The sequence below is a fragment of the Spongiibacter tropicus DSM 19543 genome (genome assembly GCF_000420325.1).
Classification (GTDB): Bacteria; Pseudomonadota; Gammaproteobacteria; order Pseudomonadales; family Spongiibacteraceae; genus Spongiibacter; species Spongiibacter tropicus.
Genome location: NZ_ATUS01000001.1, coordinates 822859 through 845070, shown reverse-complemented (window position 1 = coordinate 845070; position 22212 = coordinate 822859). Strand labels below are relative to the sequence as shown.

The 22212-nt window shown below is 55.6% G+C and carries 25 protein-coding genes and 1 tRNA gene; 22 read left to right on the top strand and 4 right to left on the bottom strand.

Annotation, left to right across the window (positions count from 1 at the left end):
• From lhgO to G411_RS0103920, 18 genes are all read left to right on the top strand, one after another.
• Positions 1 to 1203: an L-2-hydroxyglutarate oxidase gene (gene lhgO / locus G411_RS0104005; RefSeq protein ID WP_022957885.1), complete on the top strand. Its 1203-nt coding sequence runs from the start codon at positions 1 to 3 to the stop codon at positions 1201 to 1203.
• A 216-nt stretch (positions 1204 to 1419) separates the two neighbouring features.
• On the top strand, positions 1420 to 1857 hold the full coding sequence (locus tag G411_RS0104000; RefSeq protein ID WP_022957884.1) for an HU family DNA-binding protein: 438 nt from the start codon (positions 1420 to 1422) through the stop codon (positions 1855 to 1857).
• A 195-nt stretch (positions 1858 to 2052) separates the two neighbouring features.
• Positions 2053 to 2295, top strand: coding sequence for an FmdB family zinc ribbon protein (locus G411_RS0103995; RefSeq protein ID WP_022957883.1), 243 nt, complete (start codon positions 2053 to 2055; stop codon positions 2293 to 2295).
• 60 nt (positions 2296 to 2355) lie between these two features.
• A complete protein-coding gene (aspS, locus tag G411_RS0103990) occupies positions 2356 to 4125 on the top strand; it encodes an aspartate--tRNA ligase (protein WP_022957882.1) in 1770 nt (589 codons plus the stop codon).
• 62 nt (positions 4126 to 4187) lie between these two features.
• Positions 4188 to 4931, top strand: coding sequence for a YebC/PmpR family DNA-binding transcriptional regulator (locus G411_RS0103985; RefSeq protein WP_022957881.1), 744 nt, complete (start codon positions 4188 to 4190; stop codon positions 4929 to 4931).
• Positions 4932 to 5003: 72 nt separating this feature from the next.
• Positions 5004 to 5546 carry a crossover junction endodeoxyribonuclease RuvC gene (gene ruvC, locus G411_RS0103980; RefSeq protein WP_022957880.1) on the top strand — a complete coding sequence of 181 codons (543 nt, stop codon included), beginning with the start codon at positions 5004 to 5006 and terminating at the stop codon, positions 5544 to 5546.
• Complete coding sequence (gene ruvA / locus G411_RS0103975; protein ID WP_022957879.1) at positions 5543 to 6145, top strand: Holliday junction branch migration protein RuvA; 603 nt, start codon at positions 5543 to 5545, stop codon at positions 6143 to 6145. The genes ruvC and ruvA overlap by 4 nt, the downstream gene beginning before the upstream one ends.
• A 13-nt stretch (positions 6146 to 6158) precedes the next feature.
• Positions 6159 to 7178 (top strand): Holliday junction branch migration DNA helicase RuvB, encoded by a 1020-nt coding sequence (ruvB, locus tag G411_RS0103970; protein WP_022957878.1) that lies wholly within the window; start codon positions 6159 to 6161, stop codon positions 7176 to 7178.
• A complete protein-coding gene (ybgC, locus tag G411_RS0103965; RefSeq protein WP_022957877.1) occupies positions 7178 to 7585 on the top strand; it encodes a tol-pal system-associated acyl-CoA thioesterase in 408 nt (135 codons plus the stop codon). The genes ruvB and ybgC overlap by 1 nt, the downstream gene beginning before the upstream one ends.
• Positions 7586 to 7617: 32 nt before the next feature.
• Complete coding sequence (gene tolQ, locus G411_RS0103960) at positions 7618 to 8292, top strand: protein TolQ (protein WP_022957876.1); 675 nt, start codon at positions 7618 to 7620, stop codon at positions 8290 to 8292.
• A 10-nt stretch (positions 8293 to 8302) separates the two neighbouring features.
• Positions 8303 to 8743 carry a protein TolR gene (gene tolR / locus G411_RS0103955; RefSeq protein ID WP_022957875.1) on the top strand — a complete coding sequence of 147 codons (441 nt, stop codon included), beginning with the start codon at positions 8303 to 8305 and terminating at the stop codon, positions 8741 to 8743.
• Positions 8744 to 8747: 4 nt separating this feature from the next.
• Complete coding sequence (tolA, locus tag G411_RS22040) at positions 8748 to 9509, top strand: cell envelope integrity protein TolA (RefSeq protein ID WP_022957874.1); 762 nt, start codon at positions 8748 to 8750, stop codon at positions 9507 to 9509.
• Positions 9509 to 10804, top strand: coding sequence for a Tol-Pal system beta propeller repeat protein TolB (gene tolB / locus G411_RS0103945; RefSeq protein ID WP_022957873.1), 1296 nt, complete (start codon positions 9509 to 9511; stop codon positions 10802 to 10804). Before tolA ends, tolB begins: the two co-directional genes overlap by 1 nt.
• A 69-nt stretch (positions 10805 to 10873) precedes the next feature.
• Entirely contained in the window at positions 10874 to 11368 is a 495-nt protein-coding gene (gene pal / locus G411_RS0103940; RefSeq protein ID WP_022957872.1) for a peptidoglycan-associated lipoprotein Pal, read from the top strand.
• An 18-nt stretch (positions 11369 to 11386) separates the two neighbouring features.
• On the top strand, positions 11387 to 12190 hold the full coding sequence (gene ybgF / locus G411_RS19260; RefSeq protein ID WP_022957871.1) for a tol-pal system protein YbgF: 804 nt from the start codon (positions 11387 to 11389) through the stop codon (positions 12188 to 12190).
• 114 nt (positions 12191 to 12304) lie between these two features.
• Positions 12305 to 12952 carry a 7-carboxy-7-deazaguanine synthase QueE gene (gene queE / locus G411_RS0103930; protein WP_022957870.1) on the top strand — a complete coding sequence of 216 codons (648 nt, stop codon included), beginning with the start codon at positions 12305 to 12307 and terminating at the stop codon, positions 12950 to 12952.
• Between the two features lie 16 nt (positions 12953 to 12968).
• Positions 12969 to 13640, top strand: coding sequence for a 7-cyano-7-deazaguanine synthase QueC (gene queC, locus G411_RS0103925; protein ID WP_022957869.1), 672 nt, complete (start codon positions 12969 to 12971; stop codon positions 13638 to 13640).
• Between the two features lie 79 nt (positions 13641 to 13719).
• Positions 13720 to 13794, top strand: a tRNA-Lys gene (locus G411_RS0103920).
• Positions 13795 to 13930: 136 nt separating this feature from the next.
• Here G411_RS0103920 and G411_RS0103915 read toward each other — a convergent pair.
• Together G411_RS0103915 and G411_RS0103910 are read right to left on the bottom strand one after the other, a co-directional pair.
• Positions 13931 to 14614: an SDR family NAD(P)-dependent oxidoreductase gene (locus tag G411_RS0103915; protein ID WP_022957868.1), complete on the bottom strand. Its 684-nt coding sequence runs from the start codon at positions 14612 to 14614 to the stop codon at positions 13931 to 13933.
• An 81-nt stretch (positions 14615 to 14695) separates the two neighbouring features.
• Positions 14696 to 15469 carry an acetoacetate decarboxylase family protein gene (locus tag G411_RS0103910; RefSeq protein WP_022957867.1) on the bottom strand — a complete coding sequence of 258 codons (774 nt, stop codon included), beginning with the start codon at positions 15467 to 15469 and terminating at the stop codon, positions 14696 to 14698.
• Between the two features lie 423 nt (positions 15470 to 15892).
• Between G411_RS0103910 and G411_RS19255 the strand changes: the two genes are divergently transcribed.
• A complete protein-coding gene (locus G411_RS19255) occupies positions 15893 to 16729 on the top strand; it encodes an SDR family NAD(P)-dependent oxidoreductase (RefSeq protein ID WP_022957866.1) in 837 nt (278 codons plus the stop codon).
• An 88-nt stretch (positions 16730 to 16817) separates the two neighbouring features.
• The gene (locus tag G411_RS19250; protein ID WP_022957865.1) at positions 16818 to 17711 is read left to right on the top strand and encodes a LysR family transcriptional regulator; all 894 of its coding nucleotides are present in this window, start codon (positions 16818 to 16820) and stop codon (positions 17709 to 17711) included.
• A 33-nt stretch (positions 17712 to 17744) separates the two neighbouring features.
• Here the strand turns inward: G411_RS19250 and G411_RS0103895 are convergent, their stop codons facing one another.
• A complete protein-coding gene (locus G411_RS0103895; RefSeq protein WP_022957864.1) occupies positions 17745 to 18773 on the bottom strand; it encodes a HupE/UreJ family protein in 1029 nt (342 codons plus the stop codon).
• Complete coding sequence (locus G411_RS22035) at positions 18770 to 19723, bottom strand: peptidylprolyl isomerase (RefSeq protein ID WP_022957863.1); 954 nt, start codon at positions 19721 to 19723, stop codon at positions 18770 to 18772. The genes G411_RS0103895 and G411_RS22035 overlap by 4 nt, the downstream gene beginning before the upstream one ends.
• A 244-nt stretch (positions 19724 to 19967) precedes the next feature.
• Between G411_RS22035 and G411_RS0103885 the strand changes: the two genes are divergently transcribed.
• Both G411_RS0103885 and G411_RS0103880 read left to right on the top strand, forming a co-directional pair.
• Complete coding sequence (locus G411_RS0103885) at positions 19968 to 21143, top strand: amidohydrolase family protein (RefSeq protein WP_022957862.1); 1176 nt, start codon at positions 19968 to 19970, stop codon at positions 21141 to 21143.
• Between the two features lie 30 nt (positions 21144 to 21173).
• Positions 21174 to 22145 (top strand): Rieske 2Fe-2S domain-containing protein, encoded by a 972-nt coding sequence (locus tag G411_RS0103880; RefSeq protein ID WP_022957861.1) that lies wholly within the window; start codon positions 21174 to 21176, stop codon positions 22143 to 22145.
• Positions 22146 to 22212: the final 67 nt, after the last annotated feature.

The following is a 22212-nucleotide window of genomic DNA, read 5'->3' as shown; positions in this document are numbered from 1 at the left end:
ATGGCGAGTGCCGGGAGTTACGATGTCATTATTGTGGGGGCAGGCATTGTTGGTGCTGCCTCTGCATGGCAGCTGCTGAAGCAAAAGCCGGACAGCCGAGTGCTGATTCTGGAGAAAGAAGCGGCGCCGGCCCGCCATCAATCAGGGCGTAATAGTGGTGTACTCCATGCGGGGGTGTACTACCCGGCTGGCAGTCTCAAGGCACGCATGTGTCGGGAGGGGCTTCAGCAGACTGAGGCCTTCTGCCGGGAACACCAGCTTCCGTTCTTGCGCTGTGGGAAGTGGATTGTCGCCACCGAAGCCCATCAGCTGCGAGGGCTTGGGGAGTTGCAGCAGCGTGCAAAAGCCAATGGTTTGAACCCTGAGTGGCTGGTGCGCGACGCCATGCGCGAACAGGAGCCCGAGCTGAGGGGGGAAGCTGCTCTGGCGGTCAGCGAATCGGCGATTGTTGACTATTCGGCGATTTGCCAAGCATTACTGGATCAGGCTCAGGCGGCAGGCGCGGAGCTGAAGACCGAGGCAGAAGTGCTCGGTATCACCGAGAGCCAGCGAGACATTCGTGTGTTCACTCGTGCCGGAGAATTTACGTCGTCACAGCTACTCTGCTGTGCCGGTTTGATGGCCGACAGGCTGGCGAGGTTGCAGGGACTCGATTGCCCGCTGCATATCGTGCCGTTTCGCGGAGAGTTTTATCAGCTTGCCGCTCGCTGCGAGTCCTGGGTATCGCGCCTGATTTACCCCGTTCCCGATCCGGCTCTGCCGTTTCTGGGCGTCCACCTGACGCCCCGCGTTGATGGTCGGTTGCTTGCTGGTCCCAATGCGGTGCTGGCGTTGGCTCGCGAAGGCTACCGCTGGTCGGATGTTGAGTGGCGCAGCCTCGCGGAGCTGATCGGCTTTCGTGGCTTCTGGGCGCTGGTTCGTCGTCATCATCGCGCGGCCGTGTCTGAACTACACAACTCCCTTTCCAAACGCCGTTATTTGCAGTTGCTGCAAGCCTATTATCCGTCGCTGACGATGGACGATTTATCGCCAGCGCCGGCGGGAGTGCGTGCCCAGGCGGTCAGCCCCAAAGGTGAGCTCTTGCACGATTTTGCCTTTCTCGAGAGTCGTCGCAGCGTTCATGTCATCAATGCGCCGTCACCAGCGGCAACGTCTGCACTGCCAATTGGCAGGCATCTGGTTGAGCGTTTACTGCAGCATTAGCCGCATAAAATAGGCTTTTTCGTAGGGATATTGCGCTTCGCTCTTGTTTTGCAGCGGGCAATCGACTATTAGTAATGCACAGGCATAGCCATGCCGCCAGCTCTTCTGAAACGGGGCAGTCAGCACCGGGAAAAGGAACGGCGGTAATTCGGTATCGGCAGCGTGCCCTCTACTGGCAAATAATAAATTTCACACCCAGAACAGGAACGATTCCTTATGGCGACACGAAAAGCAGCACCGAAAAAAGCAGCGCCGAAAAAGGCCGCCCCCAAGAAAGTTGCAGCGAAGAAAGCCGTAGCTAAACCGGCTGCAGCCAAGGCGGCTCCGAAGCGCAAAACGACCGCAATCAGCGAGAAGATGACCAAGACGCAGATTCTCAATGAAATCGCGACTAACACCGAACTCAATCGCAAGCAGGTTGCCAGTGTGCTCGACGAGCTGGAGTTGCTGATTGAGCGCAGCATCAAAAAGCGTGCGCTGGGTGAGTTCACCATTCCCGGTTTGATGAAAATCACCACGGTGAAAAAGCCTGCGACCAAGGCGCGCAAGGGTATCAACCCCTTCACCGGTGAAGAGACGACCTTCAAAGCCAAGCCTGCCAGCGTGGCGGTGAAAGTTCGTCCGCTGAAGAAACTCAAGGATTTTGCCTCCTAAAGCCGGGCTTTTGCCCGCCGGCGGTGTGCCTTCGTGCTCACCGCCGACCCGATCTCGGTGATTCTTGCTTCCTGCGTTTATCGCCACGCCCGCTTTGCGTTATAATCCCGCTCCTTTTTCTACCCTGTGGTTGTGCCCGACGGTTTTACTCCTGTAGGTCACGTTTTCATTAGTTTGTATTGGGAGGGGATTCCAATGCCCATTTATGAATATCAGTGTCAGGCCTGTCAGCACGAGCTGGAAGCGTTGCAGAAGATGAGTGATCCAGCCATGACCCAGTGTCCGCAATGCAAAGCGGACAAACTGGTCAAGAAAATCTCGGCGGCGGGTTTTCGCCTCAAGGGTGGCGGTTGGTACGAAACCGATTTTAAATCGGGCGGTAAGAAGAAAAACCTGGCCGGTGACGGCGGTGGTTCCTCTGCCGGATCCGATAGCTGAATTTAGGGGCCCCGAATTACGGGGCCTGTTTTTGACTTTTTAAGAAGTGGGAAAAAATCCATGCGCAGCCATTATTGCGGGAGCCTCGGTAGCGAGTACATCGATCAAGACGTCACCATCTGCGGTTGGGTGGATCGCCGCCGCGATCACGGCGGCGTTATTTTTCTGGATATGCGCGACCGCGACGGGATTGTTCAGGTCGTCTTCGATCCCGACACCCAAGAGCACTTTGCTACCGCCGACCGGGTGCGCAGCGAATATGTTCTGAAGATTCGCGGCCGGGTCCGCGCGCGGGATGCTGCGACGGTTAACCCCAATATGAAAACCGGCGAGATCGAAGTGCTCGGTAAGGAAATCGAGATTCTCAATGAGTCCGAAACGCCGCCGTTCCAGCTCGATGATCATACCGAAGTGGGCGAAGACGTTCGTCTGCGCTACCGTTACCTCGATCTGCGTCGCCCGCAAATTGCCGACAAGCTGCGCCTGCGTGCCAAGGTGACCTCGGTGCTGCGTCGCTATCTCGACGAGCAGGGCTTCCTGGATATCGAAACCCCGATTCTCACTCGCGCTACTCCGGAAGGCGCCCGCGACTACCTCGTCCCCAGTCGTACCCATGCAGGTAAATTCTTTGCGCTGCCCCAGTCGCCCCAGTTGTTCAAGCAGCTGTTGATGGTGTCGGGTTTTGACCGCTACTACCAGATTGCCAAGTGTTTCCGCGACGAAGACCTGCGCGCAGACCGCCAGCCGGAATTCACCCAGATCGATATCGAAACCTCCTTTATGGACGACGCCCAGATGATGGCGGTGGCCGAAGGTATGATTCGCGATCTGTTCAAGGAAGTGAAAGATCTGGATCTGGGCGACTTCCCGAAGATGCCTTACAGCGAGGCCATGAGCCGCTTCGGCAGCGACAAGCCCGACCTGCGGATTCCGCTGGAGCTGGTCGACGTTGGCGATCTGATGGCCGAGGTGGAGTTCAAGGTATTCTCCGGTCCGGCGACTAATCCCAAGGGCCGTGTGGCGGCACTGAAGGTTCCCGGCGGCAACGACAAGCTCAGCCGTAAACAGATTGATGACTACACCAAGTTTGTCGGCATCTACGGCGCCAAAGGGCTGGCCTACATCAAGGTCAACGACAAGAGCGACCTTGAGGGCGGCCTGCAATCACCGATTGTGAAATTCCTGCCTGAGCCGGTACGTGCCGCGATTCTGGAGCGGGTCGGCGCCGAGAACGGCGACCTGATCTTCTTTGGCGCGGATTCGGCCAAAGTGGTCAACGAAGCACTGGGTGCCCTGCGCTGCAAGCTGGGTGAAGATCTCGACCTGTACACCGCCGAGTGGGCGCCGTTGTGGGTGGTTGACTTCCCGATGTTTGAAGAGGATGACAAGGGCGGCTGGACCGCGCTGCACCACCCGTTTACCTCGCCGTCGTGTACGCCGGAAGAGCTGGAAACGGCGCCGGGCGAGGCCCTGTCTGTGGCCTACGATATGGTGCTCAACGGTACCGAGCTGGGTGGCGGTTCGGTGCGTATCCACCGCAACGACATGCAGCAGTCGGTATTCCGGGTGTTGGGGATCGACGAGGCGGAAGCGCAAGAGAAATTCGGCTTCCTGCTGGACGCTTTGAAGTACGGCGCGCCGCCGCATGCCGGTCTGGCCTTTGGTTTGGATCGTCTGATCATGCTGATGAGTGGCGCACGCTCCATTCGTGACGTGATTGCCTTCCCCAAAACCCAGACGGCAGCCTGTGTGATGACCGATGCTCCGGGTGTGGTGGAGTCTCGCCAGCTCACCGAGTTGAGCATTCGTCTGCGTAAAAACGAAGAGTAATACCAGTATTTGCCAAGCAGTAAACGGGCGGTGTGGCATCACCGCCCAGCGGGAGGTTAGTTGTGGCAGGTCACAGTAAATGGGCCAATATTAAACACCGCAAAGCCGCGCAGGATGCCAAGCGCGGCAAGGTTTTCACCAAGCTGATTCGCGAGTTGGTCGTGGCTGCCCGTGCCGGTGGCCCGATTCCAGAGGACAATCCCCGTCTCCGGGCCGCGGTCGACAAGGCGCTCGGCGCCAATATGAAGCGCGACACCATCGACAAGGCCATCGCCCGTGGCGCCGGGAATGCCGAGGGTGACAACTACGATGAAATCACCTACGAAGGTTACGGCGCGGGTGGCGTTGCTGTCTTGGTTGAATGCATGACCGACAACCGCAACCGCACCGTCGCTGATGTTCGCCACGCCTTTACCAAGCGTGGCGGCAATCTGGGCACCGATGGTTCGGTCGCTTTTCTGTTCAGCCGTCTCGGTCAGCTTCTCTACGCGCCGGGCAGCAGTGAAGAGCAGATTATGGACGTGGCGCTGGAGGCGGGCGCCGACGACGTGGTTGCCCATGACGACGGCAGCATCGAGGTGCTGACCCCGTTTGAGGATTTTCAAACCGTCAAGGACGCCATGGTCGCGGCGGGACTCGAGCACGAACACGCCGAGCTGATCATGCAGCCTTCAACCACCGTACCGCTGGACCGCCAGGGTGCTGAGACCCTGCTGGGGCTGGTGGATATGCTGGAAGACCTCGATGATGTGCAGCAGGTGCACACCAATGCCGAAATCCCCGATGAGGTGCTCGCCGAGCTGTAATGGCATTGGCGGTATTATCTTTTCGAGGCCTGATCTGTGCATAATAGGCGCAGTTTCTGGCAGCGACGATTTATGACCATTATTCTCGGCATCGACCCCGGCTCACAGCGCACCGGTTTCGGCCTGATCTCGGCCGAGGGCGGTCGCCATCGCTATGTGACCAGTGGGGTTATTCGCCTGCCGAAAGGCCCGCTTCCAGAACGCCTCAATATTATCTTTCGCAGTCTCAATACCATCATCGACGAATACCGTCCCAGCGAAGCGGCGGTAGAAGAAGTGTTTATGGCGAAAAGCGCGGGTTCGGCGCTTAAGCTGGGACAGGCCCGTGGTGCGGCCGTGGTGGCCTGCGTGGGCGCTGATCTGGCCGTGGCGGAATACACGGCGCGGCAAATTAAAAAAGCGGTGGTGGGCACCGGTGCCGCGAGTAAAGAACAGATACAGCACATGGTGAAAGTCCTGTTGAAATTGCCTGCCAGCCCACAGGAAGACGCCGCCGATGCGCTGGCGGCGGCCATCTGCCACGCCCACGCCCGCGAAGGGCTGAATAATATGTCTGAACCGATGCTTGCTGCGCGGATGCGGCGGGGTCGGCTGAGTAATAAGGTAAGCTCATGATTGCTCGTTTGCGCGGAGTGCTGATCGAAAAGCAGGCTCCGGAGATTGTGGTGGACGTCAACGGTGTTGGCTACGAAGTGCTGGTGCCGATGACCACCCTGTACACCTTGCCTGCGCTGGGTGAAGAAGTGTCGCTGTACATCCAGATGATCGTCCGCGAGGATGCCCACAGCCTGTTTGGCTTTAACGATACCCGCGGGCGGCAGCTGTTTCGCGACCTGATCAAGGTTAACGGGGTCGGGCCCAAGCTCGCATTGACAATTATGTCTGGCATCGACAGCGACGATTTTGTGCGCTGCGTGCAGGATGGCGATACGGCGTCGCTGGTGCGCCTGCCCGGCGTTGGTAAGAAAACCGCCGAGCGCTTGGTGATGGAAATGCGCGATCGGCTGGCGAGCTGGGCACCGGATCAGGCGGTATCGCAGGTCAGCCTGCCTGAAACACCCTCGGCCTCGGCGATTCTGGCCGAAGCGGAAGCGGCGCTGGTGGCCCTGGGGTACAAACCGCAGGAAGCCAGCCGGGCAATTAATGCGCTGGATACCGAAGGGCAGAGCAGCGAAGCACTGATCCGTGCTGCCCTCAAGAATATGATTCGATAGAGGCTGACTTCGTATGATTGATGTCGACCGCTTGATTGCCCCGGATACGCTGGAGTCTTCCGAAGAGCGTTTTGATCGCGCCATTCGCCCCAAGTCGCTGGCGGATTATATTGGTCAGCCCGCCGTGCGTGAGCAGATGGAGATTTTCGTCAGCGCCGCTCGCCAGCGCAGCGAGCCGCTGGATCACACGCTGATTTTTGGGCCACCGGGGCTGGGCAAGACCACGCTCGCCAATATCCTTGCGAACGAAATGGGCGTGGCGTTGCGCACGACCTCCGGTCCGGTGCTGGAAAAGGCCGGAGATCTGGCGGCGCTGATGACCAATCTCGATGAGGGCGATGTCCTGTTTATCGACGAGATTCACCGTCTCAGCCCGCATATTGAGGAAATCCTCTATCCCGCAATGGAGGATTATCAGCTGGATATCATGATCGGCGAGGGGCCGGCGGCGCGCTCGATCAAACTGGATTTGCCACCTTTCACCCTGGTGGGCGCCACAACCCGTGCAGGCCTGTTGACCTCACCGCTGCGCGACCGCTTTGGCATTGTGCAGCGGCTGGAGTTTTACGGTGTGCCCGATCTGTCTACCATCGTCAGCCGGTCCGCTGAAATTCTTGGCATGAGCCTCGATGATGGCGGGGCGCGCGAAATTGCCATGCGCTCGCGGGGTACACCGCGTATTGCCAATCGTCTGCTGCGTCGGGTGCGCGACTACGCCGAGGTGAAAGCCGATGGCAAGGTGTCGGCGCAGGTCGCTGATGCGGCGCTGAATATGCTCAACGTCGACAATCGCGGTTTCGATCACCTCGACCGCCGTCTGCTGCTGGCGATGATTGAAAAATTTGATGGTGGGCCGGTAGGCATTGAGAGCCTTGCCGCCGCCATCAGCGAAGAGCGCGGCACGATTGAGGATGTGCTGGAGCCCTATCTGATTCAGCAGGGCTATATTATGCGCACGCCGAGAGGTCGGGTGCTGACCCAGCACGCCTATCAGCACTTTGGTCTGGATGCGCCCAAAGGGGACGTGTCCTGATGGATTTTCATATCCCCCTGCGCGTTTATATTGAAGATACCGACGCCGGTGGCATTGTCTACTATGTGAATTACCTGAAGTATATGGAACGCGCGCGCACCGAGTTTATGCGCGCGCAGGGCTTTGCTAAAACGGCGGTGGCTGACGACGGGCTGCTGTTGGTGGTGCGGGATGTGCAAGCCCGGTATCACGCTTCGGCGCGCCTCGATGACGAGCTAATCGTGACCGCGGTCATAGAATCTATGCGTGCCACGGCACTTAATTTCAAACAATGTGTCTATCGCGGCGAAGAGTTACTGTGTGAGGCGCAGATACAAATTGCCTGTGTCGACCCGGTGGTCGGCAGGGCCCGGCGGCTTCCGCCGATGATTTATCAGCGACTGTCTGGCGAGCCGGACGGCGCCTAAAAAACTACGACAACAAACCCGAGGGGACTGCTGTGGAGCAAGACCTGTCCATTATTACGCTGGTCAGTCAGGCCAGTATTTTTGTTCAGGCCATTATGGCGATTTTGGTGCTGGCGTCGCTGGTATCCTGGTATTTGATTGTGCAGCGTGCCATGTACTTCAATATGGCTGAGCGCGAGCGCAAGCGTTTCGAGTCGCTGTTCTGGTCGGGGACTGATCTGAATACTCTGTACAAACAGGGTAGTGACAGCCAGACCATGGCGGTCGGTATGGAAAGTATTTTCCGTGCGGGTTTTAAGGAATTTACCCGCATGGCACAGCGCAATATCGACGCGGATGCCATTATGGAAGGCTGCCAGCGCGCTATGCGGGTGGCCATGAATCGCGAGGAAGAGCGCCTGGAACAAAGTCTGCCGTTTCTGGCGACGGTCGGCTCGACCAGCCCTTACATCGGCCTGCTGGGTACAGTGTGGGGGATCATGGGTTCCTTTCACGGCTTGGCTCAGGTGCAGCAGGCGACGCTGGCGACGGTAGCGCCGGGTATTTCCGAAGCCTTGGTGGCGACCGCAATGGGCCTTATCGCGGCGATTCCTGCGGTTATGGCCTACAACCGCTTCTCGGCCAAGATGGACGCCAATATCGGCAAATACGAAACCTTTGCTGACGAGTTCTCCAGCATCCTGCACCGCCAGGTTCACGTGCGCTGAGGACTTCATGATGGCTCGTCGCAACAAGCGCAAACGCATGTCGGAGATTAACGTCGTTCCTTATATCGACGTGATGCTGGTACTGCTGATTGTTTTTATGGTGACTGCACCGATGCTGGTACAGGGTGTTCAGGTTGATTTGCCTGAAGCATCAACAGAGCCGGTGCCGCCGAGTGATGATGACCCGATTATCGTCTCGGTAGACAAGCAGGGGCGTTACTATGTGAGCCTGGGTGACCCCGATAAGCAAGGTGAGCCGGTAGAGCTCGCAGAAATCGGTGATAAGCTCAGCAAGATCCTGCGCCGCAAGCCCAAAACGCCAGTCATGGTGCGCGGTGACACGGCGGTCGATTATGGCAGTGTGGTAGCGGCCATGGCCGCGCTGCAAGGCGCCGGTGCTCAATCCATCGGACTGATTACCGACGAACCACCTGTGAAAGGGCGCCGCTGAAACCATGCCGGGCTTTACGCTTGTTCCAGCTCTGGTGTCATTGACACTGCATGGCATCGTATTGGCCGTGTTGCTGATAGGCCTGCCTGGGCTCAGTGATACCCAGCCGCTGAAAGAGCCGCCTCGGGTGATTCACGCCAAACTGGTGGTCGAGCCGGTGCGCAGCAAGCCTGCTCCGGCGCCAAAGCCTGCGCCGAAACCCAAGCCTAAACCCAAGCCGAAGCCGGAACCCAAGCCAGAGCCCAAACCGGTGCCCAAGCCTGAACCGAAACCCAAGCCGGTCCCCAAAAAGGGGCCAACGCCGGAAGAATTGCGCCGTAAAAAGGCAGAAGAAGCTGCGAAGGCCAAGGCGGAGGAGCAGGCGCGTCTGGAAGCCTTGCAGGAAGAACTGCAGCGCCAGCAGGAGGATGAGCTGGCTGCCGCACTGGCATCGGAAGACGCCATGCTGGAAGAAGCAGAACTGGTCAGCAGTTATCAGGACTTGATTGTCGCGCTGGTGCAGCGTAACTGGACCCGTCCTCCGTCGGCCCGCAACGGTATGTCGGCGACGGTGGGGGTTGAAATGTTGCCGACGGGTGAAATCCATAATGCCTATATTGTGGAGGGAAGCGGTGACGAAGCATTTGATCGATCTGCGATTCGTGCGGTCAAAGGTCTCGGGCGAATCGACGAGCTGGGCGAACTCGGTCGCCAAAACCCTGCTGTCTTTGAACGGCAGTTCAGAAAATTTAACTTTGTATTCAAGCCAACAGATTTGAGGCGATGATGGTATTGCGTTCATTCCTGCTGATGTTTTTATTGTGTACAGCCCCGCTATTAAGGGCGGAGCTGAGCATTGAAATTAACGAAGGCAACGACGATCCACTGCCCATAGCGGTAGTGCCTTTTGGCTGGACGGCCGGTGTGACGCTGCAGGAGGACGTTGCGTCAATCGTCGAGCGAGACCTGCACCGCAGCGGCCTGTTCGAACCACTGAGCCGTGCCGACATGCTCAGCCGTCCGTCCAGGGCGTCAGAGGTTTACTACCGGGACTGGAAAAGCCTCGGTGTGGACTATGTGGTGGTGGGTGAATTGAGCTTTGGCGCCAACAATAACCTGATTGCGCGTTATGAGTTGCTGGATGTGAATACCCAGCAAAGTATTTTGAAAGGTGAAGAGCAGCAGAGCCTTAAAAAAGTGCGCTTTCTGGCGCACACTATCAGCGATCGCATTTATGAAAAACTCACCAACATTCGCGGTGCGTTCAGAACACAGCTGCTCTATGTTTCCGCTGTTCGAGAGGGTGATACGCGGTTTCGATACCGGCTGCTGAAAAGCGATATCGACGGTGTGGGTGAAGAAGTGCTGGCCGACAGTATGGAGCCTATTTTAGCGCCGACATGGTCGCCAGACGGCAAGAAAATTGCCTATGTATCCTTTAAAACCACCCGGCCTGCGATATATTTACATAATTTGGAAACCGGTGAACGGCAACAATTGACCAATTTCCGTGGTCTGAATGGTGCGCCGGCGTTTTCGCCAGACGGTCGACAACTGGCGATGGTGCTGTCAAAGGATGGCAGCCCGGATATTTATGTGATGGATTTGACAACAAGTGCTATACAGCGGGTAACAAATCATTTTGCTATCGATACCGAGCCGGCTTGGGCGCCGGACGGTAAATCGCTGTATTTCACCTCGGATCGCGGTGGTAAGCCGCAGATATACAAGGTGGAACTGGCATCAGGCAGTGTCGAACGCATCACGTTTGAAGGGGATTACAATGCCCGCGCCCGTGTGTTGGGCGACGGTCTTGGCCTGGTTATGGTACATAGAGTCAAGGGGCGGTTTCATATTGGCGTTCAGGACTTTAAACGCAATCGCGTTGAAATTCTGACGACAACGGACCTTGATGAGTCGCCAAGTGTGGCGCCTAATGGCAGCATGTTGCTGTATTCTACTACCTACAATGGTCAGGGCGTTTTGGCAGCAGTATCTGTGGATGGTGGGGTGAAATATCGCCTTCCATCCCGGTTTGGAGATGTGCGCGAGCCGGCATGGTCGCCTTTTCTATATGAGTAGTGGCCGGAAAAACAGTGCGGACAATGGTTGTCCGCCGGTAAAAGTAAACTTCATCAATGGGGAAATGCTATGAAATACCAATCCAAGTTGTTCCTGAGTGTCGCCTTTGCCGGTGCCCTGCTGACCGGTTGTGCTTCAAATGACGTAGAAGAAGGCAGCGGCAGCGAAATGAACACTTACACCGAGCCGACTCAAGGCATGGAAAGTGATGTTTCTGCTTACGAGACGCAAGAGCCTGAAGTGGTTCTGGAAAACATCTTCTACTTCGAGTTTGACCAGGCCACCCTGACTTCAGAAGCACGTCGCAACCTGGATGCCCAAATCGCCCGTCTGAAAAAGACCAGCGGTCCGATCCGTCTGGAAGGTCATGCTGACGAACGTGGCACTCGCGAATACAATATGGCGCTGGGTGAGCGTCGTGCCAACTCTGTAGCCGATTACATGGCTATCAATGGCATTGCTCGCTACCGTATTGAAACTGTGAGCTACGGTGAAGAGCGTCCGGTTGCCTTCGGTCAATCTGAAGCTTCTTACTCTAAAAACCGTCGCGTTGAGCTGAAGTAATTTGTACAAGGCAATCTGATGCAACTGAGAAAAACACTGCTGGTTTCCCTGCTGCTGTCCAGCCCGCTGGCGCTGGCACAGGCCCCGGTCGAGGATATTAACGACCCGAATCGATTTGCCAACTCGGGCAATGCCACGATGGGGGCGCAGGTTTACGAGCAGATTCAGCAACTTCGCACAGAGATCATGACGCTGCGCGGTGTGGTTGAAGAGCAGGGGCATCAGATTCGCCAGCTCAAGCAACAGGGGCTGGATCGATACATTGATATCGACCGGCGCCTGGCTGCCTTGTCCGGCAATGCGCCAAGCGCAGCCGTCGACGAGGTGGATGCTCCGGAAATTCCGCTTATCGGCAAAAATGCTGACGGAAAGTCGTCGGAAAAAGGCGCGGAAGCGCCGACCGTGTCAAACGCAACCGAGGATGGCTTCACCACCGGGCAGCCCTCTATTGACTATGCCAATGCCTATGGCTTGGTGAAATCACGTGAATACGAAAAGGCAATCGAGGCGTTCAAAGCCTATGTTGCCCGCTATCCCGATGATCGATACACCCCTAATGCCTGGTATTGGCTGGGTGAGTTGCATGTTGCGGTCGAACCCCAGAACCTAGAAGCGTCAGCCAAGGCGTTCCAAAACTTGTTGTCGGCCTACCCTGACAACAACAAAGTACCCGCTGCGATGTATAAATTGGGTACGGTCTACTTCCTGCAGGGTGACAAACAGAAAGCCCGAGAACTGTTGACGCACGTGATTGACCGCTATGGCAACACCGGCAATTCAGCGGTGAAAAAAGCTCGGGAATTCCTGCGCAGCAATTACTGATCTTCCCGAGTGGCAATACTGGCACTTGGCGCCACTGCGCTCAGCTTTTAAAATGGGCGCGTTCTGCATTTCGTTTCTCAACGGCACCGCCGTTTCAGCCGGAGCGGCCCTGCGATGAGCGCCAGTCTGCGTATTACCGAAATTTTCTACTCCCTACAGGGAGAGTCCCGCAGCATCGGCTTGCCCACGGTATTTGTGCGCCTAACCGGCTGCCCGCTGCGCTGTGTTTACTGCGACACTGAGTACGCTTTCCATGGCGGTGAGCGCCAGTCTATCGATGAGATCGTGGCGAAAGTGGAAAGCTACGCGCCGTGCTACGTATGCGTGACCGGCGGCGAGCCCCTGGCGCAGCCGGACTGCCTGCCGTTGCTCACGGCACTTTGCGATGCCGGTTATGAGGTATCTCTGGAAACCAGCGGTGCGATGCCGGTTGATGCGGTGGACCCGCGCGTCTCCCGAGTGGTTGACCTGAAAACACCGGCCTCGGGCGAGCAACACCGCAACCTGATGGATAACCTCCCGCACCTTGGCGCAAATGATCAAATAAAGTTTGTGATCTGTGACCGTGGCGACTACGACTGGGCGCGTTTCCAGCTGGATCAGTACCAGCTCAATGAGAAGGTGGGCGAAGTGCTGTTTTCACCGAGTTTTGAGCAGCTTCCCGCCAGACAGCTGGCGGACTGGATTGTTGAAGATAATCTGCCGGTGAGATTCCAACTCCAACTCCATAAACTGCTATGGCAGGACGCCGCAGGTCATTAACCAGACAGGCTACACAGTGAGTAAGAAAGCAATTGTATTAGTATCGGGTGGCCTGGACAGCGCCACTGTTCTTGCCAAGGCCCGAGCCGAGGGCTATGAGTGCTATGCGCTGGCCTTTGATTATGGACAGCGGCACCGCGCTGAGCTGCTGGCTGCCCAGCGCGTGGCCGATGCCATGGCTGCGGCGGCATTCAAGGTCATCAAGCTCGATTTGAGCAGTATTGGTGGCTCGGCTCTCACCGATATCAACATCGATGTTCCAGACGCCGGTGGAGAGGGTATTCCTGTCACCTATGTTCCGGCCAGGAACACGGTATTTCTCTCGATTGCCCTGGGCTGGGCCGAGGTGATTGGTGCCAACAGTATCCATATCGGCGTCAATGCCGTCGATTACTCTGGCTACCCTGATTGCCGTCCCGCCTTTATTGATGCCTTTGAAAAGCTGGCGAATGTCGCGACCAAAGCCGGTATCGAGGGGCAGGGGCTGCATATTGAAACGCCGCTGATCGACCTCAGTAAATCGGAAATTATTCAGCTGGGAATGCAGTTGAATGTTGACTACGGCTTGACCGTTTCCTGCTACCGCGCCGATGACAATGGACTGGCCTGTGGCCGCTGTGATAGCTGCTACCTGCGTCGTGAGGGCTTTGCGCAGGCGGGTGTTGCCGACCCGACACGCTATAAATAGCACCGTAAAAAAATCGAAATTTTTTGCGCTTATCCTGTTGTTTTTGATCTCAAAATCCGTATTATAAGCGCCTCCTTCGGGGCCGTTAGCTCAGTGGTAGAGCAGTTGGCTTTTAACCAATTGGTCGATGGTTCGAATCCATCACGGCCCACCATCTTTTCCCCCAAATTCTCCCGCACTTCTGAACACGTCCATCACGGTGTTTTAGTTCGCGTTTCCTTGGATATTTCTTCTCGATACCCATGCATCGCGCATTAGTCGCTGACGATCACGGGCAAGGTGTGATGGGATTACACTCCGCCCCGCGACACCGGCAGCAGCGCACCACTGATGGATGCCGCTTCCGCCGAACACAGAAATAGCATGACGTCCGCAATGGCTGAGGGGCTGACCCACTGGCGAGTATCCGCCTCTGGCATGGCCTGCCGGTTGGCATCTGTGTCGATAATACTGGGCAGCAGGGCGTTAACGGTCACCTTGGTATCTGCCAGTTCCTTTGCCAGCGCCTCCGTCATTCGGTGCACACCAGATTTCGACGCGGCGTAGGCACCGAGCCCGGCATCGGCTGCCAGTGCGCCCAGCGCACCGATATTGATAATGCGGCCACAGTCACTGCTCCGGATCGCGGGCAGTGCGGCCTGCGTCATGGTGGCGGCTGTCAGAACATTCATCCGGTGCAGGCGCTCCCAATTCCCAATGTCGCCATCCTGAAGTGTTTCCCAGCAGAAGCCCCCGGCGATATTGATCAGCACATCCAGTCCGCCCATTTTATGCTGGACGTTCTCCATAACGCCCGCACATTCCGCCGCGTCGCAAAGATCGATGGCGGCCAGGTCCAGTGTCGATATGCCGCTCGTGGAACTGCTGCTGGCATAGTCAACCCGACAGACCTGATGACCTCGTTGATGAAAGGCGGCAGATACGACGCTGCCCAGCGCGCCAAATCCACCCGTAACAATGATGTTTAACGACATGACTAGATCGTCCGTAAGTAACAGGAAGTGGGGTCCGCCTGGCGCAGCACTGAGGAGCGCCAGACGGTGAAGGGGTGGGACTTATGCGTCTTTGGCGGGGGAGCCGAGTACGCCCGGCCAGCGGCTGCCGCCGATGGTGTCCACAAACGGCCAGAATGCATCGGGGTCCAGCGGGCCTTCCATCGAGATATGGCGGCTCTTGTATTCCGGCCACCACAGGTGCGCGGATAACTGTTCTTCCATTGGCAGTAATGAGGCGACCGGATCCCAGGGGCTGTCTTTAAGCGTGAGCTTGCCGGAGACGGCGAGTCTGTAGCCGGGACCATAGCTGCCATGAATTTTCACCACATGCGGGGGGAAGTCATAGCCCTTTTCGCCACCGACCTTACGGACACACTTTGTCCACCACTCAAAGCGTTCGATGCCGGATTCCAGCGGGTCTTCGCCTGTCGCTTCCCCGGTGAATTCGAGGAAGGTATAGCCCTGATGGTGACAACGTGCAGTGACGCTGTTGCCCAGGCGATAGTATTCCGTTGAGCAGAGGAATTTGGGCTGACCATTCATCATGACGCTGATTAATACCACGCCCTCCTGATCAATACCGTAGGCCAGCGCATACTCGCCTTTTTGACCTTGATAGTCGGCGTCGACGGTAATGATCACGCCATATTCCGGTTGTTCATTTACCGGGAGGTTGTAGACCGTGATATTCACGTTGGAAGTGTCGCTGGGGTCTATGCCGGGAGGGAGGAGCTTCGCGATGGCTTCAGGCGTCGTTCGATAAACGATTTTCAGCATTGGCCATTGAGCGATCTCGCCGGGACTGGTGAGCGGTGGATGAATTGAATCTGCCATAAGAACCTGCCTTTGATTGTTGTCTCATTATTTTTTTACCGGCATTAATTTTCTTGGCGAATAAACTAATGTTGCTCCGGGCTGTTATCAGCTCAAAGGAAACTAGCATTAGCGAGGCGCGATTATAATAAGTCATCCGTAATATGAGTGTTCACAGCCTGGGTTAAATAGCAGAACTTTGGGATTAGCTACTGAGTGGATACATTCTGTTTTCAATTGCGTGTTTATTCAGTGCGGCGACCGGAGATAGATTGAGATACAGCAATGATTAAGCGTGGTTTTTAGCCGTTGCAGACCGCAGGTCGCGGAAGATCTATCGATAGAAATACCAGCAGGGAGGCGGTGTCTCCCGTCGCCTGAGAGGCACGCGAAAGTTCGTTGTAACTAATAATAAAGCCGTGTTAGCGGCCCTGGGAGATTGTTGTGAATAATTTTAAAGGTAAAGCCGCTGTCATTACCGGCGCTGCAAGTGGTATCGGTCGTGCGATTGCCATCAAGGCGGCAGACGAGGGAATGAACCTGGGCTTGATCGATATGAATGCGTCAGAGCTCGAAATCCTCAGCGAACAATTGAAGCAAAAAGGCGTAGATGTGCTGTATCGCCCCGTGGATGTGACCGACTCAATCGCGATGGAGGATTTTGCACAAAGCTGTTTCGAACGATTTAATGAGATCGATCTGCTGGTCAATAATGCGGGTATTCTTCGCGTTGGCGGCTGCTGGGATCAACGTGCGGATGACTGGCAGAAGATGATGTCTATCAACATTATGGGTGTGGTCAACGGCATCAATGCCTTTGTGCCACGCATAATTGACAATGGGAATGCCGCGCATATCGTTAACACCGGCTCTGTAGGGTCGCTGGTTGCCGCACCGAACATGGCTCAGTACACCACCTGTAAAATGGCTGTCAGAGGATTGACTGAGTGCCTGTATCTCGAGCTGAAAATGCAGCAAAAGCCGATTGGCGTATCGCTGCTGTGTCCGGGCCCCGTGTCTACCAATATCGCCAATTCACTCATTGGTGGCTTCCTGGGAGACGACGCCAGTCCGGAAAAAATCGCCGAAATAAAAGCCGCAACGGAGGCGATGGACCCCAATTTCATCTCTCCTGATGCCGTGGCTGAAAAGGTCTTTGATGCTATTCGCAGTGAGTCTTTCTGGATATTTACCCACCCGCTCAAGAAGCATCTGCATGGCTTGACACAAGCTGTCGTGAATGGCGAGAATCCGGAATATTCAGAAGTAAAATTCGATTAAAAAATAAGAATAACGCACGCGGACAGGGGCGAATTTGACTAAAAATGTGGTATCACCAATAGGCCGTTGGGACGGAATTGATGAGTTTGTGCATTCCGTTTCCACTGGCAGCTTTACCGCGGCGGCTGAAAAACTCGGTGTTTCCAAGTCGTATGTCAGCAAGCAGGTCAGCAAGCTCGAAGGCAGGCTGAATGCCAGACTGCTGCAACGCTCGACCCGGCAGCTCACCCTGACAGATGTGGGGGAAGTTTTTTTCCGCGAATGCCAGCTGATAAGCCAGCAGTATGAAGAGCTTGAATCCGTCGTTGCCGACTTGCAGAACAGCCCGAAAGGCACCTTGAAAGTGGCGGTGAACAGCCGCTTTGGCGTGCATTATATGGCGGCGGCGATCGCCTCGTTTTCGCGTCTTCACCCCGATATTTCCATACAGGTTCATTCCAGCTTCAGAGATGTCGACCTCATCGCTGAAGGCTACGATATGACCATTCGCTATGGCGACCTTGCGGATTCGTCTCTGGTTGCCCGGAAGCTGGGTGGTTACACCATGAGCTTGTATGCCACCCCCAAATACTGGGCGGAAAGGGGAATGCCGGAGACCATAGAGGATCTGCAACACCACAACGGCATCTGCGCGCCAGAGCGCCTTTGGTATTTTGATACGCCTGAGGGGAAGCAGCGATTTCGCGTTAACGGAAACTGGGTCAGCGAAGATGGATTCGCGTTGCTGGCTGCGGTGAAAGAGGATCTGGGCATCGCGCAGCTCCCTGACTTTTTTGTGAGTGCTCTGGTTGAGCGCGGTGAATTAGTGCGGCTTTCCCAGCCCTGGAATTTCTACTTCCGTACGGCTTGGGCGGTATATGCGGGTAACCAGCACCTGTCAGCCAAGGTCCGGTTCTTTATTGATTTTCTGTGTAAATCCATGGCGGGCAGTACCTGGCTGAAGTACAAAGATATCTTTTACAAAAATGACGTGCAGTTGTGAGAGTCAATATTCAGGCGGGCAAGCCAGCTTAGGTTAGATCACGGCGTGCAGCAGCGACAGTCCGCGTTCTACGCACCAATATACTGAGACGCCGCCCATAATATAAATCAGCGTCGCGACGGCAGGGCGATGGGCCGGAGCATACAGTCGTTTCAAGCTAATCAATACCGCCGCCAGACTCGCCACAAAGACAAGCTGGCCAATTTCAATGCCAATATTAAAGGCGGCGAGCGCGGTCACCAGTCCCTCTTTCGGCAGGCCTAGCTCCGTCAATACGCTGGCAAAGCCCAGTCCGTGTACCATGCCGAACACCGCCGCTATCGGCCACTGACGCCTTTTGAGTATCGAGAGTTTTCCCCCTTGGTCACTGTTAAACATAGACCCAGCCAGCTCCAGGGCCAGAATGAGAATCGTCATTGCGATGGCAAATTCAATGAGGTCTGGCCATTGGGGAATGATATTTAACACAACCATTGCCAAGGTCAGGCTGTGTCCCGCAGTAAATGCTGTCACCGTCTGAACCAGCGTGCGGGGTTTGTCAGCAAGTAACAGCAGGGCCGCGACAAACAGCAGATGATCCAGGCCGATCAGAATATGTTTCACGCCCAGTTGCAGATACTGCCCGATGACACTACCAGGGGCGGCAGTGAGCGGCGGCGTGTAGCGCTGTTCGTCTCTGGTGAGTAGCCGCTCCTTCGGGGCGCCATCAAGTGGAACAAAGCGCGTCAGAACGGCCGATTGCCCTGATGGCCTCTCTGGAATAGTAATGTGTTCTCCCACCAGCCCATTGACGCAATGCATGCGTTGGCGTCGCACAATAGCGGTACCTGTCTTTGTAAGGCTGGCATTGCTCCAACCACTTTGCTCACAGGCATCCGGCAGTTGCGGCAAAGCGGTAGCCAGCTCGCCTATCGCTGCGGTCCATGTCACTGTGTAGCGGTGGCTCTCGCTTTCCTCTACCTCAAGTAACGCTGGTGCCAGCTTGTGTGCCAAAGCGCTGTTGGCAAACGCACTGACGATTATGGCAAACAGGATGCTACGCCCCATGCCTTGGCGACTCATCGTGTCACCACGCTGTATTTTTGCTTGAGTTGATGGAGGTAGTGCTCGTAAGCCGTTTGCTCCTGTTCGCGTCGCCATTCCTCGGCAATCTCCGGCCTGGCATCCGTAAACGCAATCCTCTTCGCCGGGCGGTAATCGTTAAACTTGATGAGGTGGAAGCCGTATGCCGACTGGATCGGGCCGAGCCATGTTGAGCTATGAGCGTCGCTATGCGTTATGTCATCGTGGGTGTAGAGCAAATCAAGGGCACGACTGAAACCTCTGCCCATCAGGCTGTCCAGCTCTGCGGCGCTGACTTGCCCGAAGTATTTTCCTTGGAAAAAAATATCGCCGGCATCCGCTGGCTGCCCGCGATTGAGCGCGTCCAATGCTCGTGACGCGCGCTGTGACGCATTGCCTTTGTCTGTGCTGAAAAACCGCTGCACAATAGAATAGTGCGCCTGACCATCCCAGCGGCTGCTGTCGTTGCGGTATCGCTGTTGAAGTTGCTCTTCTGTTGGTTGGAGCTCCGAAGACAAAGCGGCTCGCGCGCGTTGCTCCATTCGCAGAACCATCATCCGCCGAATGGCTTCATCGCCCAGATGGAGTTGCAGGGTATAGGCGTGTTCAAGCTGCTCATCACGATCCCCCGGCAAGCCGAGATAGTCCGCATCCAGCAACAGCCTGCTTATGATTTGAGGGTCGTGGAGGTGTATCTCTTCGCGTATGGCTTCGCTCAGCAATAATGCCTCATTCAACAAAACCGTGTAAGCGCTGGCGCTTAGCTTGGCGGGCGAGACCTGATCTGCCGGATTCTGTTGCCAACCATTAATCAGTTCTGCAACGTCCCTGTCACTTGGGGCCTCGATCAAATATGAGTTTTTCCACTGGAAAAACATGTCTGCCGAATACAGCGCCAGCCCTATCAGCAGGAAGTGTGTCGCAGGCCTGAATATAAAATGCTTCATCATTATTATTCTATTAATAAAAGGAATGTCTTGCGCTTTTGATAAAGAAATCTAGCGCAGGATTTGCGTGGATGTCATCAATTATTTTTTGATTGTTTTCTATAAATAGTCGCTGATCTTTATATTTTGATTGATTCCAGTATTGGACGCTGAATGAAAACAATGTGATTACAGTTGGGTTCTTCCCCGGTAGTTTTCCTACGACTATATTTTCAAGCCTCAGAAGCAAAGAAAGAGAATAATTAATATGGATCGTTTTCTGATTGTGTCTACCGACGGACATGCTGGTCTGCCGATGGAGCGCTATAGGGACTATCTGGATTCAAAGTACCATGCAGCCTTCGATGAAGCCCTGCCTATCCAGCGCGAAATGACCCGTAGAGCCGAAGAGTTTCTCCTTCTCTCCGACTTTAATGATAAGTGGCGAGAAGATGTGGGCGACGGGCTGGCGGGTGCCTGGGATGGCACGGTTCGCAACCGAGTGATCGATGCGGATGGTGTAGCCGCTGAAGTACTGTTTCCGGATGGGATTACCGAAATGAATGCTCCCCCGTTTGGTGCCGGTCTGGCACTCAAGCCTTGGGGGATCGATCCCGAACTCCAGTGGGCCGGTGCCCGTGCACACAACCGCTGGATAGCGGAATTCTGTAAGGAAGATCCTGTTCGCCGCATTGGTCTGGCAATCGTGCTCATGCTTTACGATGTAGATGAGGCACTTCGCGAAGTGAAGTGGGCTCACGAGAATGGCCTGAAGGGCATTCTTATTCCGCCATTGATGGGCGATAAAGACGCCTACAACCACCCCAAGTACTACCCGATTTGGGAATACTGCGCGGAAAACGGTCTGGTGGTTCATACCCATTCCGGACCGTCGCCCGACTACGACTACACCTTGCCCGGCGCCATTGGCGTATTCGTTACCGAATTCGCCTGGTGGGCCGCTCGCCCCTTGTGGTTCCTGATTTTTGGCGGTGTTTTCGAAAAGTTTCCCAAGTTGAAGTTCGCTCTGACTGAAGTCAGCGAATTCTGGATTCCTCATATGCTTGAGCTCATGGATGTCCGTGCGTCGGTCAAGCACACCTCGGGAAAACTCGGCGATTTCAGAAGCCATCTCACCATGAAACCCAGCGAGTATTTCAGACGAAATGTCTGGGTCGGCGCGTCTGCGCTGTTTGACGAGGGCTCTACCGCGGTTCGTCATGAGATCGGTATTCGCAATGTCATGTGGGGCACGGATTACCCGCATCCGGAAGGTAGCTGGCCGAAAACTCGCGAAAAGATGAAGCAATATCTGAAAGGCGTCCCTGAGACGGAGCTGGAATTGATGTTGTCGGGGAATGCGGTCGACTGCTATGGCCTGGATGTCAGTCAACTTAATCCCATCGCGCAGCGCATTGGGCCAATGAAATCTGATTTCGCCTGATTAAAACGACGTGTGAGAGGGAGGTGTATCGTGGGTCAACGTTTTCCCATGCCGATGCCCTATGGGTGGTTTTGTATCGGGTTTAGTGATGAATTGCAGGTCAATGACGTTAAAAATATTCACTATTTTGAACGTGACATGGTTCTGTTTCGGACAGCGTCAGGAAAGCTTGGGCTGACCAGCCCGGTGTGTCCCCACTTGGGCGCGCACCTCGGTTTCGGTGGGACCGTTCAGGGAGAGTCGCTGCGCTGTCCCTTCCACCACTGGCAGTATAATCGTGAGGGTGTCATTACTGACATTCCTTACGCAAGTACTATTCCGCCCAAGTGGGAAGGGAAGCCCTGTCTGAAAACCTATCCCGTCTGCGAAAAGAACAGCGTGATATGGGCGTGGTACCACCCGGAGGAAAAGGCGCCGGAGTACGAGGTGATGGATTTGCCGGAGTCTCGTGAGCCCAATTGGAATCACTCGCGCCGGTATTTCTGGGAGTTTAATTCCTGCCCGCAGGAAATTGCCGAAAACGGTGTCGACCTCGCGCACTTCCAGTTCGTTCACAAAATGGATGCGGTTCCGCTTGGCAAGACCGAGTACGACGGTCATGTTCGCCGCAGCCTGGTGTCGGGGCCACGTATGGTGCCGAATGAACAAGGCGAAGTGGAAGAAGTCACCATCAGCGTCAATGTCGTGCAAAACGGGGCCGGCCAGAAATGGACGCGCTTCAGCGGCTTGGCCGACTACCTTGTTCAGGTATTGGTTACGCCGGTCACTGCCGAAAAGGTCGAAGTACGCTTTGCCTACAGCTATCCCGCCTATGAGCAGGGAAGCTATCTCGATACCGTCATGGAATTTGCCATTGCGTCGACCAATGGTCAGCAGGGACTGGAAGGCGATATCCCCATCTGGGATAAAAAATTCCACCTTGAAAAACCCATTCTCTGTGATGGAGACGGACCGATTATGCGCTTCAGGAAATACTTTTCGCAGTTTTATGCGTTTTCTTGAAGCCGGGACGTCCCTCACCGAGAAATAGTCTCTCGTCCTAAATTTAATAATAAACAGGTAGGAATAA

What these genes read in the sequence shown, in the direction of transcription:
- lhgO (WP_022957885.1), top strand. Translation starts at nt 1, where the DNA reads ATGGCGAGTGCCGGGAGTTACGATGTCATTATTGTGGGGGCAGGCATT.
- G411_RS0104000 (WP_022957884.1), top strand. Translation starts at nt 1,420, where the DNA reads ATGGCGACACGAAAAGCAGCACCGAAAAAAGCAGCGCCGAAAAAGGCC.
- G411_RS0103995 (WP_022957883.1), top strand. Translation starts at nt 2,053, where the DNA reads ATGCCCATTTATGAATATCAGTGTCAGGCCTGTCAGCACGAGCTGGAA.
- aspS (WP_022957882.1), top strand. Translation starts at nt 2,356, where the DNA reads ATGCGCAGCCATTATTGCGGGAGCCTCGGTAGCGAGTACATCGATCAA.
- ruvC (WP_022957880.1), top strand. Translation starts at nt 5,004, where the DNA reads ATGACCATTATTCTCGGCATCGACCCCGGCTCACAGCGCACCGGTTTC.
- ruvA (WP_022957879.1), top strand. Translation starts at nt 5,543, where the DNA reads ATGATTGCTCGTTTGCGCGGAGTGCTGATCGAAAAGCAGGCTCCGGAG.
- ruvB (WP_022957878.1), top strand. Translation starts at nt 6,159, where the DNA reads ATGATTGATGTCGACCGCTTGATTGCCCCGGATACGCTGGAGTCTTCC.
- ybgC (WP_022957877.1), top strand. Translation starts at nt 7,178, where the DNA reads ATGGATTTTCATATCCCCCTGCGCGTTTATATTGAAGATACCGACGCC.
- tolR (WP_022957875.1), top strand. Translation starts at nt 8,303, where the DNA reads ATGGCTCGTCGCAACAAGCGCAAACGCATGTCGGAGATTAACGTCGTT.
- tolA (WP_022957874.1), top strand. Translation starts at nt 8,748, where the DNA reads ATGCCGGGCTTTACGCTTGTTCCAGCTCTGGTGTCATTGACACTGCAT.
- tolB (WP_022957873.1), top strand. Translation starts at nt 9,509, where the DNA reads ATGGTATTGCGTTCATTCCTGCTGATGTTTTTATTGTGTACAGCCCCG.
- pal (WP_022957872.1), top strand. Translation starts at nt 10,874, where the DNA reads ATGAAATACCAATCCAAGTTGTTCCTGAGTGTCGCCTTTGCCGGTGCC.
- ybgF (WP_022957871.1), top strand. Translation starts at nt 11,387, where the DNA reads ATGCAACTGAGAAAAACACTGCTGGTTTCCCTGCTGCTGTCCAGCCCG.
- queE (WP_022957870.1), top strand. Translation starts at nt 12,305, where the DNA reads ATGAGCGCCAGTCTGCGTATTACCGAAATTTTCTACTCCCTACAGGGA.
- G411_RS0103915 (WP_022957868.1), bottom strand. Translation starts at nt 14,614, where the DNA reads ATGTCGTTAAACATCATTGTTACGGGTGGATTTGGCGCGCTGGGCAGC.
- G411_RS0103910 (WP_022957867.1), bottom strand. Translation starts at nt 15,469, where the DNA reads ATGGCAGATTCAATTCATCCACCGCTCACCAGTCCCGGCGAGATCGCT.
- G411_RS0103895 (WP_022957864.1), bottom strand. Translation starts at nt 18,773, where the DNA reads ATGAGTCGCCAAGGCATGGGGCGTAGCATCCTGTTTGCCATAATCGTC.
- G411_RS22035 (WP_022957863.1), bottom strand. Translation starts at nt 19,723, where the DNA reads ATGATGAAGCATTTTATATTCAGGCCTGCGACACACTTCCTGCTGATA.
- G411_RS0103885 (WP_022957862.1), top strand. Translation starts at nt 19,968, where the DNA reads ATGGATCGTTTTCTGATTGTGTCTACCGACGGACATGCTGGTCTGCCG.